Origin of the sequence: Companilactobacillus heilongjiangensis (assembly GCF_000831645.3) — a bacterium.
Taxonomy (GTDB): Bacteria; Bacillota; Bacilli; order Lactobacillales; family Lactobacillaceae; genus Companilactobacillus; species Companilactobacillus heilongjiangensis.
On sequence record NZ_CP012559.1, the window covers coordinates 1,691,176 to 1,710,157 of the forward strand.

The 18,982-nt window shown below is 40.5% G+C and carries 9 protein-coding genes, 2 tRNA genes and 2 rRNA genes; 1 reads left to right on the forward strand and 12 read right to left on the reverse strand.

What is annotated here, in order from left to right:
• Positions 1–4: 4 nt before the first annotated feature.
• The 10 genes from JP39_RS07745 to JP39_RS07790 all read right to left on the reverse strand — a co-directional run bounded on the left by JP39_RS07745 (position 5) and on the right by JP39_RS07790 (position 12,557).
• Positions 5–2,922 (reverse strand): 23S ribosomal RNA (locus JP39_RS07745).
• Between the two features lie 110 nt (positions 2,923–3,032).
• Positions 3,033–3,105: transfer RNA gene (locus JP39_RS07750), tRNA-Ala, on the reverse strand.
• Between the two features lie 24 nt (positions 3,106–3,129).
• Positions 3,130–3,204, reverse strand: a tRNA-Ile gene (locus JP39_RS07755).
• A gap of 85 nt (positions 3,205–3,289) precedes the next feature.
• Positions 3,290–4,856: ribosomal RNA gene (locus JP39_RS07760) — 16S ribosomal RNA — on the reverse strand.
• The 16S and 23S rRNA genes sit together here with 2 tRNA genes alongside, the layout of an rRNA operon.
• A 679-nt stretch (positions 4,857–5,535) precedes the next feature.
• Complete coding sequence (locus JP39_RS07765) at positions 5,536–7,602, reverse strand: LTA synthase family protein (RefSeq protein ID WP_041501763.1); 2,067 nt, start codon at positions 7,600–7,602, stop codon at positions 5,536–5,538.
• Positions 7,602–8,645 carry a lysylphosphatidylglycerol synthase transmembrane domain-containing protein gene (locus tag JP39_RS07770; RefSeq protein WP_041501762.1) on the reverse strand — a complete coding sequence of 348 codons (1,044 nt, stop codon included), beginning with the start codon at positions 8,643–8,645 and terminating at the stop codon, positions 7,602–7,604. The genes JP39_RS07765 and JP39_RS07770 overlap by 1 nt, the downstream gene beginning before the upstream one ends.
• Positions 8,645–9,679 (reverse strand): glycosyltransferase family 4 protein, encoded by a 1,035-nt coding sequence (locus JP39_RS07775; protein ID WP_041501761.1) that lies wholly within the window; start codon positions 9,677–9,679, stop codon positions 8,645–8,647. The genes JP39_RS07770 and JP39_RS07775 overlap by 1 nt, the downstream gene beginning before the upstream one ends.
• Positions 9,672–10,871 carry a glycosyltransferase family 4 protein gene (locus JP39_RS07780; RefSeq protein ID WP_041501760.1) on the reverse strand — a complete coding sequence of 400 codons (1,200 nt, stop codon included), beginning with the start codon at positions 10,869–10,871 and terminating at the stop codon, positions 9,672–9,674. The genes JP39_RS07775 and JP39_RS07780 overlap by 8 nt, the downstream gene beginning before the upstream one ends.
• A gap of 79 nt (positions 10,872–10,950) precedes the next feature.
• Positions 10,951–11,445: a QueT transporter family protein gene (locus tag JP39_RS07785; protein WP_048698734.1), complete on the reverse strand. Its 495-nt coding sequence runs from the start codon at positions 11,443–11,445 to the stop codon at positions 10,951–10,953.
• Positions 11,446–11,912: 467 nt separating this feature from the next.
• On the reverse strand, positions 11,913–12,557 hold the full coding sequence (locus JP39_RS07790; protein WP_041501772.1) for a deoxynucleoside kinase: 645 nt from the start codon (positions 12,555–12,557) through the stop codon (positions 11,913–11,915).
• Positions 12,558–12,817: 260 nt separating this feature from the next.
• Between JP39_RS07790 and JP39_RS07795 the strand changes: the two genes are divergently transcribed.
• A complete protein-coding gene (locus JP39_RS07795; RefSeq protein WP_041501759.1) occupies positions 12,818–15,031 on the forward strand; it encodes an LPXTG cell wall anchor domain-containing protein in 2,214 nt (737 codons plus the stop codon).
• 59 nt (positions 15,032–15,090) lie between these two features.
• On the opposite strand, the gene JP39_RS07800 is transcribed toward JP39_RS07795, so the two are convergent.
• Complete coding sequence (locus JP39_RS07800) at positions 15,091–16,899, reverse strand: DUF2207 domain-containing protein (RefSeq protein ID WP_041501758.1); 1,809 nt, start codon at positions 16,897–16,899, stop codon at positions 15,091–15,093.
• 253 nt (positions 16,900–17,152) lie between these two features.
• Positions 17,153–18,952, reverse strand: coding sequence for a DUF2207 domain-containing protein (locus tag JP39_RS07805; protein ID WP_041501757.1), 1,800 nt, complete (start codon positions 18,950–18,952; stop codon positions 17,153–17,155).
• Positions 18,953–18,982: the final 30 nt, after the last annotated feature.

Sequence of the window (18,982 nt, forward strand, 5' to 3'; positions counted from 1 at the left end):
TTACTCGATTAAGTCCTCGATCTATTAGTACTGCTCAGCTCCATGTATCGCTACACTTCCACCCGCAGCCTATCTACGTCATAATCTCTAACGGATCTTACTTCCATAAAGGAATGGGAAATCTCATCTCGAGGGGGGCTTCACACTTAGATGCTTTCAGCGTTTATCCCTTCCATACGTAGCTACCCAGCGATGCGCCTGGCGGCACAACTGGTACACCAGAGGTATGTCCATCCCGGTCCTCTCGTACTAAGGACAGCTCCTCTCAAATTTCCTACGCCCGCGACGGATAGGGACCGAACTGTCTCACGACGTTCTGAACCCAGCTCGCGTACCGCTTTAATGGGCGAACAGCCCAACCCTTGGGACCGACTACAGCCCCAGGATGCGATGAGCCGACATCGAGGTGCCAAACCTCCCCGTCGATGTGAACTCTTGGGGGAGATAAGCCTGTTATCCCCAGGGTAGCTTTTATCCGTTGAGCGATGGCCCTTCCATATGGTACCACCGGATCACTAACTCCGACTTTCGTCCCTGCTCGACTTGTCAGTCTCGCAGTCAAGCTCGCTTATACGTTTACACTCTGCGAATGATTTCCAACCATTCTGAGCGAACCTTTGAGCGCCTCCGTTACATTTTAGGAGGCGACCGCCCCAGTCAAACTGCCCACCAGACACTGTCCCCCACCGCGCTGAGCGGCGTGGGTTAGAGTTTTCATATAACAAGGGTAGTATCCCACCAATGCCTCCTTCGAAACTAGCGTTCCGAAATCAACGGCTCCTACCTATCCTGTACATGTCACACAAAAACTCAATATCAAGCTACAGTAAAGCTCCATGGGGTCTTTCCGTCCTGTCGCGGGTAACCCGCATCTTCACGGGTATTATAATTTCACCGAGTCTCTCGTTGAGACAGTGCCCAAATCATTACGCCTTTCGTGCGGGTCGGAACTTACCCGACAAGGAATTTCGCTACCTTAGGACCGTTATAGTTACGGCCGCCGTTTACTGGGGCTTCAATTCTCAGCTTCGCAAAAGCTAACTGATCCTCTTAACCTTCCAGCACCGGGCAGGCGTCAGCCCATATACGTCATCTTACGATTTAGCATAGACCTGTGTTTTTGATAAACAGTTGTTTGGGCCTATTCACTGCGGCTGGCTGTTACACCAGCACCCCTTCTCCCGAAGTTACGGGGTCATTTTGCCGAGTTCCTTAACGAGAGTTCACTCGCTGACCTTAGGATACTCTCCTCGACTACCTGTGTCGGTTTGCGGTACGGGTAGTTTATTTCTAACTAGGAACTTTTCTCGGCAGTGTGAGTTACTGTGCTTCGCTACTAAAATTTCACTCCCCATCATAACTTGTCCTTAAAGGTAAAAGCATTTGACTCTTACCAAGACTTGCTATTTGGACGCGCATATCCATCAGCGCGCACACATCATCCTCCTGCGTCCTTCCATCGTTCAAACAAAATAAACTAGTACGGGAATATCAACCCGTTATCCATCGATTACACCTCTCGGTCTCATCTTAGGCCCCGACTAACCCTGGGAGGACGAGCCTTCCCCAGGAAACCTTAGTCTTTCGGCCGACCAGATTCTCACTGGTCTTTCGTTACTCATACCGGCATTCTCACTTCTAAGAACTCCACTGCTCCTCACGGTACAGCTTCAATGCTCTTACAACGCTCTCCTACCACGTGTCTTACGACACATCCACAGTTTCGGTATCATGCTTAGCCCCGGTACATTTTCGGCGCAGAATCACTCGACTAGTGAGCTATTACGCACTCTTTGAATGAATGGCTGCTTCTGAGCCAACATCCTAGTTGTCTATGCGTTTCCACATCCTTTTCCACTTAGCATGAATTTTGGGACCTTAACTGGTGATCTGGGCTGTTTCCCTTTCGACGGTGGATCTTATCACTCATCGTCTGACTCCCGGGTATAGATTGATGGTATTCGGAGTTTATCTGAATTCAGTAACCCAAGACGGGCCCCTAGTCCAAACAGTGCTCTACCTCCATAATCCTAATCCCCGAGGCTAACCCTAAAGCTATTTCGGAGAGAACCAGCTATCTCCAAGTTCGTTTGGAATTTCACCGCTACCCACAACTCATCCCAGCATTTTTCAACATACACGGGTTCGGTCCTCCAATGCGTTTTACCGCATCTTCAACCTGGTCATGGGTAGGTCACTTGGTTTCGGGTCTACATCAACATACTTAGTCGCCCTATTCAGACTCGCTTTCGCTACGGCTCCGACTTTTCATCTTAACCTTGCATGTTAACGTAACTCGCCGGTTCATTCTACAAAAGGCACGCCATCACCCATTAACGGGCTCTGACTACTTGTAGGCACACGGTTTCAGGATCTATTTCACTCCCCTTCCGGGGTACTTTTCACCTTTCCCTCACGGTACTGGTTCACTATCGATCACTAGGGAGTATTTAGCCTTGGGAGATGGTCCTCCCAGATTCCGACGGAGTTTCTCGTGTTCCGCCGTACTCAGGATACTGAATGGAGTGGGTCAGATTTCGTTTACGAGGCTTTCACTCTCTTTGGCCAAGCTTTCCAACTTGTTCAACTATCATTACCTTTTGTTCTCACAACATCAGTCCTACAACCCTAAAGAGCAAGCTCTTTAGTTTGGGCTATTCCCGTTTCGCTCGCCGCTACTCAGGGAATCGAATTTTCTTTCTCTTCCTGCAACTACTTAGATGTTTCAGTTCATTGCGTGTTCCTCTTGATTGCTATGTATTCACAAACAAGTAAATATCCATTACGATATTTGGGTTCCCCCATTCGGAAATCCCCGGATCAAAGCTTACTTACAGCTCCCCGAGGCGTATCGTCGTTAGTTACGTCCTTCATCGGCTCCTAGTGTCTAGGCATCCACCGTGCGCCCTTTATAACTTAATCTTGACAAAATATGAAATTAATCATTTTTATCGCGCAGTTTTCGGTGTTTCTTTAATTCATTATTTCTTAATATCCAGTTTTCAAGGTACGAACATTGGCATTTCTGCCAATGGAGGCTAACGGGATCGAACCGATGACCTCCTGCTTGCAAAGCAGGTGCTCTCCCAGCTGAGCTAAGCCCCCATATGGTACTTATTAATATGAGAATGGGCCTAAATGGACTTGAACCATCGACCTCACGCTTATCAGGCGTGCGCTCTAAACCAGCTGAGCTATAGGCCCGAAAAACGCCCGGTAGGCCTCTCAAAACTAAACAAAGTTTTAACAATTGTGTATTTCCGTTGATGCTTACGCATCATATCCTTAGAAAGGAGGTGATCCAGCCGCAGGTTCTCCTACGGCTACCTTGTTACGACTTCACCCTAATCATTTGTCCCACCTTAGACGGCTAGCTCCCCGAAGGGTTACCCCACCGGCTTTGGGTGTTACAAACTCTCATGGTGTGACGGGCGGTGTGTACAAGGCCCGGGAACGTATTCACCGCGGCATGCTGATCCGCGATTACTAGCGATTCCAGCTTCATGTAGGCGAGTTGCAGCCTACAATCCGAACTGAGATCGGTTTTAAGTGATTTGCTTGCCCTCGCGAGTTCGCAGCACGTTGTACCGACCATTGTAGCACGTGTGTAGCCCAGGTCATAAGGGGCATGATGATTTGACGTCGTCCCCACCTTCCTCCGGTTTGTCACCGGCAGTCTCACCAGAGTGCCCAACTGAATGCTGGCAACTGATAATAAGGGTTGCGCTCGTTGCGGGACTTAACCCAACATCTCACGACACGAGCTGACGACAACCATGCACCACCTGTATCCATGTCCCCGAAGGGAAAGACTAATCTCTTAGCTTTTCATGGTATGTCAAGACCTGGTAAGGTTCTTCGCGTTGCTTCGAATTAAACCACATGCTCCACCGCTTGTGCGGGCCCCCGTCAATTCCTTTGAGTTTCAATCTTGCGATCGTACTCCCCAGGCGGAGTGCTTAATGCGTTAGCTGCAGCACTGAAGGGCGGAAACCCTCCAACACTTAGCACTCATCGTTTACGGCATGGACTACCAGGGTATCTAATCCTGTTTGCTACCCATGCTTTCGAATCTCAGCGTCAGTTACAGACCAGAAAGCCGCCTTCGCCACTGGTGTTCTTCCATATATCTACGCATTCCACCGCTACACATGGAGTTCCACTTTCCTCTTCTGCACTCAAGTTTACCAGTTTTCGAAGCACTTCCTCGGTTGAGCCGAGGGCTTTCACTTCAAACTTAATAAACCGCCTACATTCTCTTTACGCCCAATAAATCCGGACAACGCTTGCCACCTACGTATTACCGCGGCTGCTGGCACGTAGTTAGCCGTGGCTTTCTGGTTGAATACCGTCAGTACGTGAACAGTTACTCTCACGCATGTTCTTCTTCAACAACAGAGTTTTACGATCCGAAAACCTTCTTCACTCACGCGGCATTGCTCCATCAGGCTTTCGCCCATTGTGGAAGATTCCCTACTGCTGCCTCCCGTAGGAGTTTGGGCCGTGTCTCAGTCCCAATGTGGCCGATTACCCTCTCAGGTCGGCTACGTATCATTGCCTTGGTGAGCCTTTACCTCACCAACTAGCTAATACGCCGCGGGTCCATCCAAAAGCGATAGCAGAGCCATCTTTTAAACTACGATCATGTGAAAGTAGTTGTTATGCGGTATTAGCACTTGTTTCCAAATGTTATCCCCCACTTTTGGGCAGGTTACCCACGTGTTACTCACCCGTCCGCCACTCACTTAGATCCGATTCATGAAGCAAGCTTCAATCATCGGGAAAGTTCGTTCGACTTGCATGTATTAGGCATGCCGCCAGCGTTCGTCCTGAGCCAGGATCAAACTCTCATATTAAAAGTTTGTGACTCAATAAAAATATTAAATACTAGCGAATTGACTTCGTTGTAAATCCAACAAATAAATGTTGGCCTACACAATTTTAGTGTTAAAACTTTGTTCAGTTTTCAAAGGTCTACCAGCTGATTAAGCGCTTACGCTCATCAGCGACTTAATTATTTTATCAAGCTGACAAATGAATGTCAAGAACTTTTTAAAATAATTTTCCTAACAATCTATCAAACAAATGATAAATTGTTAGGAGTTATCCAACAGACAACTTAGTTATCATATCGAAGTTACAAGACCAAGTCAAGAACTTTTTTAAAATAATTAAAGGCGATTAAGATAAGCAATTAAGCTTGAATCCGTTGACGCCGTTGTCATCTGTCGCAACAACAAGATATATATTACCAATTAGATTAAGTTTGCGCAACCCTTTTTTACAAAAAAGTTGAATTTTTTTCAAAAGATTAATCATATCCGCTGTTAAACACTATCTTACTACCTATTAACGGACTCTGTCCATACAAAAAATGGTGATTTTTCACCTCAAACATACAGCATAAACACGTAACAAAACATAGCTTTTTCCACTTAAACAAACAAATAGCCCCAGCAATCCCAAATTGGATTACTGGAGCCATTTGTCTTAATACTCGAAAGTTGACCATGTCTGTCACACTCTCGCTTCTATTTACTTGTCAGAACTCAATTCTGGCGCGTCTGTTTGATAGAGATCAACCATTGACTTATTGTCATTCTGAGCCAATAGACTAGTCCCTTTCTCCTTTTGTGCCTTCTTGAGTGCTTTCAAGGCAGTACTCTTCTTATATGAGTAGTCTTTCTTATTAACAGTTGTAAATCCAGGTAGTTTATGGAACCTCAAGAGATCTCCGTTGATAACACGATCTGACAACGACAATTCTGTTGTTACACGGTTAGAGAGTTTCTCTTTCTCTTCTTTAGAAATCTTCTTGTCCACTTTACCCGTCTTAGTATTATAGTAAGTTCCCCCGACCTTCGATACCGTTGGCGAGACGAAGTTACCATTTCTAAACGCTACGACTTGTGAATGTTCACTAGATAACATATCACTACCAAATTGAATCATATTCTTATTATCGATTCCTAATAGGTTCAATAGTGTAGGAAGAACATCGATTTCACCACCATAAGTATGGTTGATTCCACCTTTTAGTCCATCCATATGAATCATAAATGGTACACGTTGATATTGAGCATCATTGAATTCATTGAATCCTTTAATACCTGTCAACTTAGCCATGGCTTTCTTATGGTTATTAGAAATACCGTAGTGATCACCATATAGTACAACCATACTGTTCTTATCTAGGCCAGTTTCTTTCAACCATGCCATAAACTCACCGATAGATTGATCCAAGTAATGAGCTGTTTGGACATAGCCATCGACAGTCTTATCGCCAGTATCAGTCTTTTCGATTGATTGGTTCTTCTTATCTAGAGTATATGGATAGTGGTTCGTAACGGTAATCAGTTTTGCATAGAAAGGCTGTGGCAATTGTTCAATATATTGTGCAGAATCACGCATGAAAATCTTATCTTTCATACCATAGCCGACGTTATAGCTCTTCTTCTCTTTATAATAGTTAGAACTGAAGAAGTAGTCGTATCCCCATGACTTATAAGCATTGTCACGATTCCAGAAACTTGGAACATCCCCATGGAATGAAGCGGACGTATAGCCGGCCTCTTGATCCAAAATGGCTGGAGCAGCTTGGAAGGTATTTGTCGTACCATCAGTAACCATAGCTGAACCTTCTGGTAATCCAAAGAGTGAGTTTTCCAGCATCAATTCCGCATCGGCAGTCTTACCTTGTCCAACTTGGTTAAAGAAGTTGTCAAAACTCAAGGTATCGTCTTGATGATAAAGTTTGTTCAAGTTTGGAGTTACCTCTTCGCCATCGACCTTATAGTCAATCATGAACTGTTGCAAACTCTCCAAATGGATAATAAAGACATTCTTACCCTTAGCAACTCCTGTGTATTCCACATTAGGCTGTACGTAATTGTCTTTCATATACTTTTCAATTGAATTGATATCGGAACTCTTGGCTTGCGACTTAACAGCATTAGTCTGTGTTGTCTTAACCATATCGTACACATTAAAGACATTTAGTCCCAAATACTTCACGATATAGTTATTATCGAAAGTTCTTGTCAAAAGTTGTGAACGGTCACTTTCAGCTAAAGTTAGATTAGCACCAAATAACAAGACAGCCAGTGAACTGATTAGAACTGGAATCCGCCAGTTGAGGCGTTTAATATCCATCTTAATGACATGGAAAGCCAATAACAATATCAGAATAATCACATCGGCAAAGACTAAGAAGTCGGTTGGCTTCAAGATACCTAAGATACTCTTACCTAGGTTATTTGTAACTGAACCGGACCCCTTAATCAAAACCATCGTCAAGAAATCTGAAAATTCACGATAATACAAGATGTTAGAGAATAACCAGACGGTATCCAAGAAATCAATTATCAATAGGAAAATGTAGGACTTTCTTCCCTTCATATACAATGAGATACCGAACAGCAATAACATGACTGGAATCGGATTGATAATCATCAAGAAAGTTTGAATCGAACCCTTAACACCTAAGTTAAACTTAGTTTCATAAGCATAAATAGTTTTAAGAGTGTATAGAAATACAGCTAGGATTACAAAACCCAGCCTAGTATTCAAGAAATTAGAAATACCTTTAGTAATACGCTTCATTATTTTCGCTCCATAGATTTATTAGCAACTTGTTGTTCAATTTTCGGTTTCTTCGAAACAGCAATAATCCCTAAGAACATCCCCAAATAATACGTAATAAATCTCCATAAAAACATACCCAAGATCAATCCTGAAGGAGAAGGTATAAATCCAGCAAACAATGTCTTGAAACTGAATTCTGCCCCACCTGATCCACCAGGGATTGGGAAAATTGAGACAATCATAACGATCATAATGTGCATTACTAAAACATCCACAACATTAACATGATCGCAATTCAATGCCAGTAAAACAAAGTAGACTACGAAGTAATATAGGAATAGCTGCACGATAGTTAGTAGTGAAGCTTTGATAACTTTCTTCTTTTCACGCTTCAGAACTAAGCTCTCTTTATAGAAGCTATCGATATAATTCATAGCTGACTGTAAAATTTTATCACGTTTTTCCGATTTAAGAAAAAATAAAACCGGTTTCAAAACAATTTGTACCATTTTTTTTGTGAAATCATAGTAATACATGATCATCAACAAGAAAGAAATGGTAACAACGTGAATGACCATCCCAAAAACAATCAAGGTCGCTAAACCCGAAAAATGCTTAGCGACACTGTTGAAACTAACTAACATTGCGACAATGAAGTTAACTAAAACCATTGCTTGGTAGATAACGAATTTCATCAATAACACGGAACTAGCCCGCCCACCGTCGATTTTTGATTGCATTAAACCGAGTAATTGTGCAGGTTGTCCACCAGATGAAAATGGCGTTATCGCGTTAAACAAAGCTTGGAGTAAAGGAATCCGGTACATTTCCCACCACCCAAACTTGCGGTCTTCTTTCTTTTTTAAGAGTGTATGCAAAACTAAGGCTTCAACGCCATACGATAGTATAATTGATAAGAATGCCACCGCTAGCCAGAAGTAGTTCAAACTCTTAAAAGTTGAAACTAAAGAACTGAAGTTGATTTTTCTAGCTTCCCACCAGAAAATACCAACACCCAATCCAATCATTACAAAAAGTGCAGCAATTTGTTTTCTACTCATTATTTGTCCTGTTGTGCAATATTATATTGACTCGTATAGAAATCATACCAAATTTTACTCAAATTTTCTTCTGAGTATTGTGTACTTGCTTCTTTAGACTTCTTCTTGAAATCATCCAAAATTGAACGATCATGATTAGCCTTGTTGATGAACGCGTTCATATCGGCAAAGCCATCAGCCTTTTGATAGTAGCCATCGATAATCGCACGGTACAAATCCAAATCTCTCAAGAGAACTGGTGCACCACAACTGAAGGCTTCCAAAACTGACATTGGGAACAATTCGTCATATGAAGGCAATAAGAATAAATTACAGATATTATAGTAGTTTACTAAATCATTTCTATCAACTATCCCTGTAAATTTCATATTGCTTGGAGCGTTATCAATCATATCCTTGTAACGGTCGTAACCATCAGTGATTTTGCCAAATGAAAAGCCACCAGCCCAGATAAATTGAATATCTGGATTAGTCTGTGCCAACTTGTAGAAATCATCGACACCTTTACGCTCTTGAACTTGTCCATCACCAAAAACTACGAATTTATCTGCCGGAATTCCCAACTTTTTACGAAAATCAGCTTTTTCTTCAGCAGTCTTCTCATAGAAGTTCTCAGTTGAAACAAAATTAGGAATATATTTGATTTTATTGCGGTCCAAACCGTGGGCAACCAATTTGTCGATAAATGTTGGATTTACAACGACGATTTGATCCATGCGTTTGTAAAAGCTGATGACATACTTGTAAAAAACACTCTTAGCTGGTTCAGGCAATTTAATGCTGCCTTCCAGTGTTTCAGGCAAGAAATGAACGTAGCCAATCTTACGACCACGCTTTTTAGAAAAAGTCGACAAATAAAATTGTGGGTCGATTGTATGATAGTGACTCAAATCGCTGGCATGATAATCATTTATCTTAACGTCGAATTCGTCACTAAAGTGATCTTTCAACAAGTCAATCAATTCTTTATAAGCACTACCGACACCTTGGCCAGCTACTTTATCTGCAGATGAAAACATATTAATCTTAATCATTCGAATACTCCTCTGGATCAATTGATGAATCTGAAAGTTTCTCCCTTATAAAGTAATCTTCAGCTCGACGGTAGAAGTCAAGAATCGCATTACCAAATCCATCAGATGAAATACCATAAAGCACTTTTTGACGGGCTTCACGGTCATCAAATGAATTAGGGTGATCGAGATACGTCTTAACTTTAGGTACTAACTGATCATCTTCGTTGAATGTTACACCAACTGAAGGATCAGTCAACAAGGCATCCGTATATGGTGCGCTTCTAACAATAATCTTTGTTCCAGATGCAATCGCTTCAATATAAGTCAAACCTTGCGATTCAGTATCACTGGAAGAAACGAAAATATTTGCCATGTGATAATAAGGTGAAATTTGATCATGTTCGACTTCACCAGTAAAGATAACATTGTCACTGATACCAAGGTCCTTACTCATTTGGACTAATTCATCCATATCAGGCCCATCACCAACAATCACTAACATTATCTTAGGATTGTATTTCAAAAGCTCTGGCATTGACTTTAACATATGGTCAATTTTTTTCTCCAAAGCAATCCGGCTCAACATCAAAATAACCGGTGTATCATCGGCTAGTCCTAACTTTTCACGTAAATTAGACACATTAACTGGCTTAGTATACTCGGATAAATCAACACCCGTTGGAATAATTGAAATTGGTGTCTTGATGTCATAACGATCCATTGTCTCTTTAACTTGCACACTTGGAGCAACCACTCCGGAAGCATTCTTTAAAAATAAACGAGTTACTTGCTTAACATGATATGGCTTCAATAAATGACCATTCAAAACATAATGCAAATAATCTTCATACATTGTGTGATATGTGTGAACGAATGGAATCTTTAACTGCTTGGCAACAAACTTCCCAATCATTCCCAATGAAAATTCAGTCTGTGTATGGATAATATCCAATTTTAATTCTTTTGCTAAATCAACCGCATGAAACATCCCGCGGATAGCAATTCTTCTATCGGTGAATGAGATAAAAGGCACACTAGCTAAACGAAAGATGTTTGGTTCAACTGTGTTCTTTGGCACATTAGGGTCAGTCGTTGTAAAAATATAAACTGAGTGACCTTTACGCTCCAAGTCATTTTTCAATGTCTGGATTGATGTTGCTACCCCACTCACTTGGGGGAAGTATGTATCGGTAAAAATTCCGATATTCATATAAACACATCTCCTCACAATACTCTATAGAGTAGATTATAACAAAAAAATGGAGGAATCACTTCCCCCATCCTTCGTCTTACCTTATTAATTTGCTGAAATTTTTGTTTTCCATTAAGAAATAGAACACGACAGCTCCGATAGCAACAACGACAAGTTCGCCAAAGCCAACTGTTACTAGATTCAACCAGAATGGCAATTTCAAAACGAAATGTAATTCTGCGCCGACAATAATACCGTTAACGACGGCACAAACGACCGGCACAGTCCACAATAAGCTATTACGTGCGGGAATTCTAGTAATGATGAGACAGGCAACTGCTGTTGCTAAAGTTCCTAAGACGATATCGTACATCCCTAATTGGGCACTGAAAAGATTTGAAATGAAGCATCCGGCAATCAAAGACCAACTGTACTTATGATTGAAAAATGGCAATAACATTAAAATCTCCGAAACACGGAATTGAATCTGGCCATATGAAAAGGCGGAAATCCCTGGTGCAATTGTGATAGCAACGTAAAGTGCCGCAATCAACGCCAATTGGGTGATATCTCTTGTTTTTAAATTACTCAAAGTAAAACCTCCACTGTTTTAATTAATAGCAGGTTACCAGTGCAAACTGCCTCTAATAGGTTATCTTATTTTTCCTTTGGTCGCAAGTTAAGTATGCCGTCTCCAGAGCTGGGAAATATTCTCAAGCTGTGCGGAACGGTCCGAGCCAAAATGCGGTCTCGAACCTCGGTTTGAAGCCTTGACACAGTTCGTCAAGTCTCCAAACACGTCCGGTGGTATAAGTACGGAAGATTCCTTCCGTACTTATACCACTACCACGGCACACAAATATTTCCCAGCTCTTCCGACTAATTAATCGTTATTAGTTGAATGTGAAAGCATTCAAACAATTTTAGACTATGAAATATTTATAATAGGTTATCAACTAGCACCACGCGTTAAATATGAAATATCAGCGAAACGAAAAAAGCCACACAAGAAAATCAAATTCCTGTTGTGGCTTCTTTAATATGTAAAAATCTTAATTATTAATCTAATGTACCACGTTGACGTAATTGTTCATCAATCATATCAAGAACTTTTTGACGATCTTCTGGATTTTCAACGAAATCGTATTTGTCACCGTCAAGTTTCATCTTGGGACTGTAATCGTAATCGTCATACCAACCGTCATAACGGTCAAGTAATTGGTGATAGTATTCTGGTAATGTTGGGTCTTGTTCTGGTTGTTCGTATGAACGGCCACGTTTTTCAATACGGTGAATCATTGTGTCGTATGAAATATCCAAGTGTACCAACAAATCAGGAGCTTTTTTAGCTGCGGCATATGGTAATTCTTGCATCATGTTATCTAGCAATTCATCATAAACTTTAACTTCTTGTGGAGTAGCTCTTCCCATATCAGCGTTCATATGGAAAAATAGTGAATCTTCATAGATAGAACGGTCCAAAACATTGTTATCTTGTACCATAGCTTTCTTGATTGATTCAAAACGTTTGTTCAAGAAGTAAATTTGTAGCAAGAATGCATACTTCTTTGGGTCCTTATAAAATAGTGGCAAAACTGGGTTGTTATCAACCTGTTCATAGAAAGCCTCTGTTCCTAAATGTTCTGATAACAATTTTGCCAATGAACTCTTACCGGCTCCGATTGCGCCGCTCAATACGATCATCATTATTCTCCTCCATACCTCAATTTATTCTCTATTTGTAAAAAAACAACATTCATAATAATATCACTTCTATGCTAGATATTGTACCAATTTTCATAATTTCACAATATATGGTAGCAGTTTCAAACTAGAAACTTCCTATTAGTAGGCTTTGCAAAATAAAATTAATTTATTAATAATTTGTTTCGACTTACCCTTTTTTCTATAACTCATTCATTCTATAATTAAAATTGTATTTAAATAGAAAGGGGAAAATATTTATGGGGAAAAAATTACGCAATTTTCTTGTTGGTTTTGTAGCTGCCCTAGGATTAGTTGTCTTGGCTTTTAGTAGTCAGACTACTACTCAAGCTGCAACTAACTATACTACTGATGATTTACTAACTGGTATGTCAATTCAGCAAAAAAATTATGGTACCGCTAGTGATATTAACTTGACACTTAATTGGGACGCCACTGGCAAGAATCTACAAGGTGGAGATACTTGGACAATTGACCTACCCAATACTGTTAAAGTCACAGACCCAGGCAATACCTTCGAAGTTAAAGATAAAGATGGCACTGTCATTGGTAACGCAACTTTAAACGCAGATAATACTATTACTGTTGTCTTCACAGATAAAGTTGAGGAAAGACCGGACTTCTCTGGTTCACTCAGCATTCCTTCTGGAGTTGGTGTTGGTAAAGGTGCCTCAATTGGTAATAACGATGTTGTCATTGGTAGTCAAAATGACAATATGACCGTTGTAACTTCTGACGCTGACTTTTCTAAGAAAGGTACTATCGGTACTGACGAACATGGTAATCCGATTGTTACATGGACTATCTTAGTCAATCGTAACAGTCAAAATTATCCAAATTTAAAAGTTAGTGATTACATCAAAGACGGCTCTGGTCTAACTTACGTTCCAGGTTCAGTCGATGTATATGAAGCTCACTGGACTGATAATGAAGGCTATTATAAGAAGACTGGTCCTATAGACAGCGGTTCTTATGATTTTGACGAAAGTTCAAATGGCTTTACTATAAGTAACCTACCTAAAGACGATCAATTCTATGCCATCACATTACAGACAACTATTGATGATCCTGCAAATATGGCTGGCGTAAAATTCAGAAACCACGCTGATTTTGAATGGGCCGATGGCTTTGGTACCAGTGGTGGTAAAAATTATGGTTCTGCTGATGGTAGTGTAACAAGTAATACCAACAGTGGTAGTGGTAACGGTAATGACGTTTTAGGTTCAGCAACTCTAACAAAGAAGAGTTCTGACGGTAACGAAACACTCATCCCCGGAGCTACTTATGACCTTTACAAATATGGTTCAGATGAAGCAATTAAAACTGGTCTGACAACGGATGAAAATGGTCAAATCAATGTCAAAGACTTAGCTTATGGGGATTACTACTTTAAAGAAGTAAGTGCTCCTAGCGATTACGTCGTTAATGGCAATGAGATTCCATTTACAATCAATAAAGATCAACAAAATGTTTCAGTCGACGCTAAAGACGAAAAAGTAGCCAGTCAAGAAGGTTCTATCGTCATTATGAAGATTGATGAGGAAACTGGTTATCGTTTATCAGGTGCCGAATTCACGCTCTTTGATGAAAATGGTAAAAAGTTAGAATCAACTACAACTGATTCTAACGGGATTGCTCATTTCTATGATCTTCCATATGGTACTTACACTGTCAAAGAAACTGGGGCACCTTACGGTTACTTGGCTTCTGACAAAGAACATACAGTTGTTATCAATCAAGACAATCCAACACCTTCAATGATATATTTTGAAAATATTAAAGAATATGTTTTTGATGATACATACTTCGCAAGGCTTCAAAAGTTTGATCGTGACGATATGACGACTGGCGTTCCCGGAGCTGAATATACTTTATATAACGCTCACGATGATACCCCAATCGAAACACAAGTTACTGATGAAACAGGAATGATTACAGTCGATGGTCTAAAACCCGGCGACTACTACTTCCTTGAAACTAAAGCTCCTGATGGATATGATTTAAATCCTGACAGAATTTACTTTACAATCGTTTCAGGTGAACAAACTGTTAAACCTAACGTAACATCTGACCCTCGTACTGAAGGCAATGGCGGCGATGGTGGTACTGACCCCGACACTGACGATAAAGATGGTGAAGACGGCGGCGATGGAAATGGTGGAAACACTACAGACCCTGACGTCGACGAAAATGGCGGTAATGAAAATAACGGTGGTAACGAAGGCGGCAATAATGGTGGTGGCATCGTTGTTGATCCAGAAAACCCTGGTTCAAACAACAATGGCAACGACAATAATGGCGGATTAATTACTAACCCTGGCAACAACTCAAACAGCAATAACAATTCTAACGGTACACTTCCTCAAACAGGTGCTAAATCTGGAATTGCATTCAGCTTGCTTGGCTTTGGTGTTCTACTAGGCACTGTTTACTTCAAACGTCGTCACGCTTAATTTAATTTGACGCAAAAATAGACTGAGAAAAAATCTCAGCCTATTTTTTTACACTTTTTTTAGAAAGCTCCACCACCGGAGCCGCCACCAAAACCACCTGATGACCCTCCAGAAAATCCACCTGAACCTCCGGAAATACTTGAGGAACTACCATTACCACCAGTAATAGCATTTCCAAATGAAGCTTGGAAACCTGATGAACTTGAATTGATGAAACTGTGTGCGCCAATGTAATATGGAATTACCATAGAATTGTCTAATTGCTCCGCACTGAAGTTAATCTTCAAAGCCTTAATAACTTTATCCGATACTCCAAAAACGACCGCATAAGGCAGGAATTGCTCCCAGAGAATCAAGTCACCAACTTCTGCCATCTTAATATCGTCAATATCTTTTAACATCCGTTTAAAAGCTCGAATTTGATTGATTTCAATCTCGCCCAAATCAGTATACGGTGTAATCTTTTTCTTAGCTATCGCATAAATAATCCAAGCAATCGCAACTGCAACAAGCATTATAATCGTGGAAACAAGTACATTTCGATCAAAAATAATCGTAATTATCCACATTATAAAAATAATAATAGTTGTTGAAATAGCAGCCAATTGAAAGTCTTTAACGATATTCAAATTATCTAAATCAAGATACTTGTTTCTACCTTCAGCTGCGGCTTTGGACCACTTCTCAAACTTCTTACCTAACTTACGACTGCTGTGACGATTCCCCTTAGTTGACCGCTTAATCTGTTTCAGGCTAACCTTTGTACCATCGCCAATCTCTTCAATCAAGTACTTGAAAAATGGATTGATTGGAGGGACTAATGCCGTGATTTCATAACTACGTTTCACCTTATCAATCTTCATCCGACGTTGCCCTACTTCGACAAGCAAATCGGCAGTTAACGAAAGACTGTCGGCTTTATCCGTTTGATCAAGAATCACCTTGGTAAAACTGGGCAAAAATTTTGGTTCATCAAAGAAGTGATGCAATGGCGTTGGAATAACATGCTTATTTCCCGGATGCTTGTGGAATCCATAGAAACGAACAATGTAAATCAACAGAACAACTAATGTACCAAAGCCAATCAATGCCCGATAAATTATTTTTTTACGACGACGACTAGCATTAGCGTCTAAAACCAATTGTTTTTCTTGCGCCAAAACCTTTGCTTTATGTTTCTTATTAACGATATTCTGATTAGCTGCCGTCACACTTGTTGGGAAAATCATATGAGTTTCTACTGTTTCATGTGGCGGTAGCTTAGCCAGCTTCATTACAACTTGACCTTTTTCGTGACTAACATTGGTGTAGCCATCGGAAGGTCCATGCGTCCAAGCCTGTAATTTGGAAATATTGGATTGAGGTAAATTGACTGTTAAAACGACATTATGTAAGGTTTTATCCCAGCCACCACCAATCATTTTCCAATTCAGTTCAGCCGTATCAGTATAGTTGGTAATAGCACCAAGCAAGCGATATTTGTAAATAAATGTCAGATTACGATTCTTGACTGAATGATAAACTTTCATACGCATGTAATTATCAGTCTTAGTGACCTTGAAAGTATTCTCCTGCCCTGAATCACCTGGCGTTAAAGGCGTAATTTGTTGTCCATCTTGAATTGAAATCTGTGGTGCCGTGACACCCTTAATTCCCTCGATATTTTGATTATAGTAAACACCATGAAAATCACCTTGGAATTTATAATCAATTCTTTGGGTCAACTCGATATCGCCGTTTTCTTGAACGTCAGCCTGTGCATGATATTTTTCAATCTGATAGTCGCCATCAGCTTTAACCGTTGTGGTGAAGTTAAAAGCGCAGATTATGCCTAGCAAAGTGAAAAGCAATCCCCATATTTTTCTCATTTGTACCCCTCAATCTTTGGTAGACATATTTTATCATGATTTTGGTGTAATGAAAAAGGCATCAACAATCTTGAATGTGATTGTTGATGCCTTTAGTTTATTTGAATTTATATAGGCAGTGGCTCTAAAACGAGCTACACAGGCCAATTTCTTCCGCTTTGCATAGCTTCCCAAATCACGCACAAGTTCGGTGCGTAATTCGTGAAGCTACGCAAATGCTCGGAAATTCCCAGGCCTGCTCCGCTCTCTCTTCCTAAAATGCTCCCCCAGATCCTCCTCCGAATCCTCCGGATGAACCACCTGAAAATCCGCCTGATCCACCGGTGATACTGGCAGAACCACTGGCTCCAATTGCACCGGCAAAGGAATTCTGGAATCCAGTACCGCTGGATGCTCCGAATGCTGTACTGAAGCCTATGTAATTAACTAGGACAGCTGATTGTCCCAATTGCTCAGGGGTAAAGTTAACTCTCAATGCCTTGATTACTTTCTCAGAAATACCGAAAGCAATGGCATATGGAATGAACTGTTCCCACAAAATAATGTCACCTACTTCAGCCATTTTGATATCGTCGATATCCTCAAGCATCCGTTTAAAGGCACGAATTTGGTTAACGGCTATTTCACCTTTATCAGTATATGGAGTGATTTTTCTACTCATAAAATAATAAACTCCCCAAACTAATAAAGCTAAAATTGCTAGAGTAATTCCCGGCCACAACATTGGTCTGTTAAAGAGTAATGTTATGACAAACATAATAGCCGCAATTATATCGGTTGAAATGGCTGCCAAACTGAATCCACTGACAATATCTATATTATGCAAATCCAAATATTGTTCTCGATTCTTAGCCGCATTTGAAGCCCAATCTTCGAAATTCTTAGTAACTCGTTGTTTACCATCAAAGTCCTGAGCTTCATGTCTAATTTCTCGCAATGTAACTTTCTTTCCATCGCCAATGTCATTGATCATATACTTGAAAAAGTCATTAGTTGGCGGTACCAAAGCGGTAATTTCAAATGTTGTACCAACTTTTTCTATTTTCATTCGACGATGACCAACTTCATTCATCATGTCAGCCGTCAATGACGACGTATCAGCATCATGCAACCGTTCCAAAATCACCTTACTAAAACTAGGTAAAAATTCTGGTGCATCAAAGCTGTGATATAACGGCGTTGGAATTTGATGTTTAGTGCCAGGTCGCTTACGCATTGTAACGTATTTATAGAGGTAAATTCCCAAAATAACTAAAACTCCAAAAACCATCAATGACCAATAAATTCCAGTTTGCTTTTGACGCGTCTGATTAGCTTGAATAGCCAACTGCTTTTCTTCAGCACGAACTTTTTGTTTCATATTCCTATTAATAACATACTTATTATTGGCAGTAACCGATACTGGGAAAAGCATACGTGTCTCAATCATTTCATCACTAGGCAATTCAGGCACGGTAATAATGACACGTCCCTTTTTACGATCCACTCGATTATGACCATTTAAAGGTCCATGTGACCACGCTTGCAATTGGGGAATATTCTTCTGTGGCAAGTTAACCGTAATTTTGACATTGCTCAAAATATTGTTCCAACCATAGAGGACTCGCCAATTCAAAACTGCCGTATCATTGTAATTTCTGACTAGCCCTTTGAGAGTATATTTATAAATAAAAGCGGCATCCCCAGTTGACATCTCATGGTAAACCTTTAAACCCAATTTCTTATTGGTCTTCGTAACCTTAAAGGTATTGTTAGCCCCACTATTCGATTCACGAACCGGTAAAGTTTGAAAACCAGTATCAACGTAAACTTTCGGTTGAGTAACACCTTTAACACCCTTCAGACTTTGGTTATAGAAGACCCCGTGAAAGTCACCTTCAAAATGATAATTCAAACGTTGCGTCAATTCGACATCGCCGTTTTTCTTAACGTTAGCTTCGATATTATATTTTTTAATCTGATATTTACTCGAAGCCGAAACATTAGTAGAAGTTACTTGAAAAGCTAAAATAATCCCTAAAAAAGCTAGGACAAAAGTCCATATTTTTTTCATTATTTCCCCCGCTAGAACTGATTATCTTAA

What these genes read in the sequence shown, in the direction of transcription:
- JP39_RS07765 (WP_041501763.1), bottom strand. Translation starts at nt 7,602, where the DNA reads ATGAAGCGTATTACTAAAGGTATTTCTAATTTCTTGAATACTAGGCTG.
- JP39_RS07770 (WP_041501762.1), bottom strand. Translation starts at nt 8,645, where the DNA reads ATGAGTAGAAAACAAATTGCTGCACTTTTTGTAATGATTGGATTGGGT.
- JP39_RS07775 (WP_041501761.1), bottom strand. Translation starts at nt 9,679, where the DNA reads ATGATTAAGATTAATATGTTTTCATCTGCAGATAAAGTAGCTGGCCAA.
- JP39_RS07780 (WP_041501760.1), bottom strand. Translation starts at nt 10,871, where the DNA reads ATGAATATCGGAATTTTTACCGATACATACTTCCCCCAAGTGAGTGGG.
- JP39_RS07790 (WP_041501772.1), bottom strand. Translation starts at nt 12,557, where the DNA reads ATGATCGTATTGAGCGGCGCAATCGGAGCCGGTAAGAGTTCATTGGCA.
- JP39_RS07795 (WP_041501759.1), top strand. Translation starts at nt 12,818, where the DNA reads ATGGGGAAAAAATTACGCAATTTTCTTGTTGGTTTTGTAGCTGCCCTA.
- JP39_RS07800 (WP_041501758.1), bottom strand. Translation starts at nt 16,899, where the DNA reads ATGAGAAAAATATGGGGATTGCTTTTCACTTTGCTAGGCATAATCTGC.
- JP39_RS07805 (WP_041501757.1), bottom strand. Translation starts at nt 18,952, where the DNA reads ATGAAAAAAATATGGACTTTTGTCCTAGCTTTTTTAGGGATTATTTTA.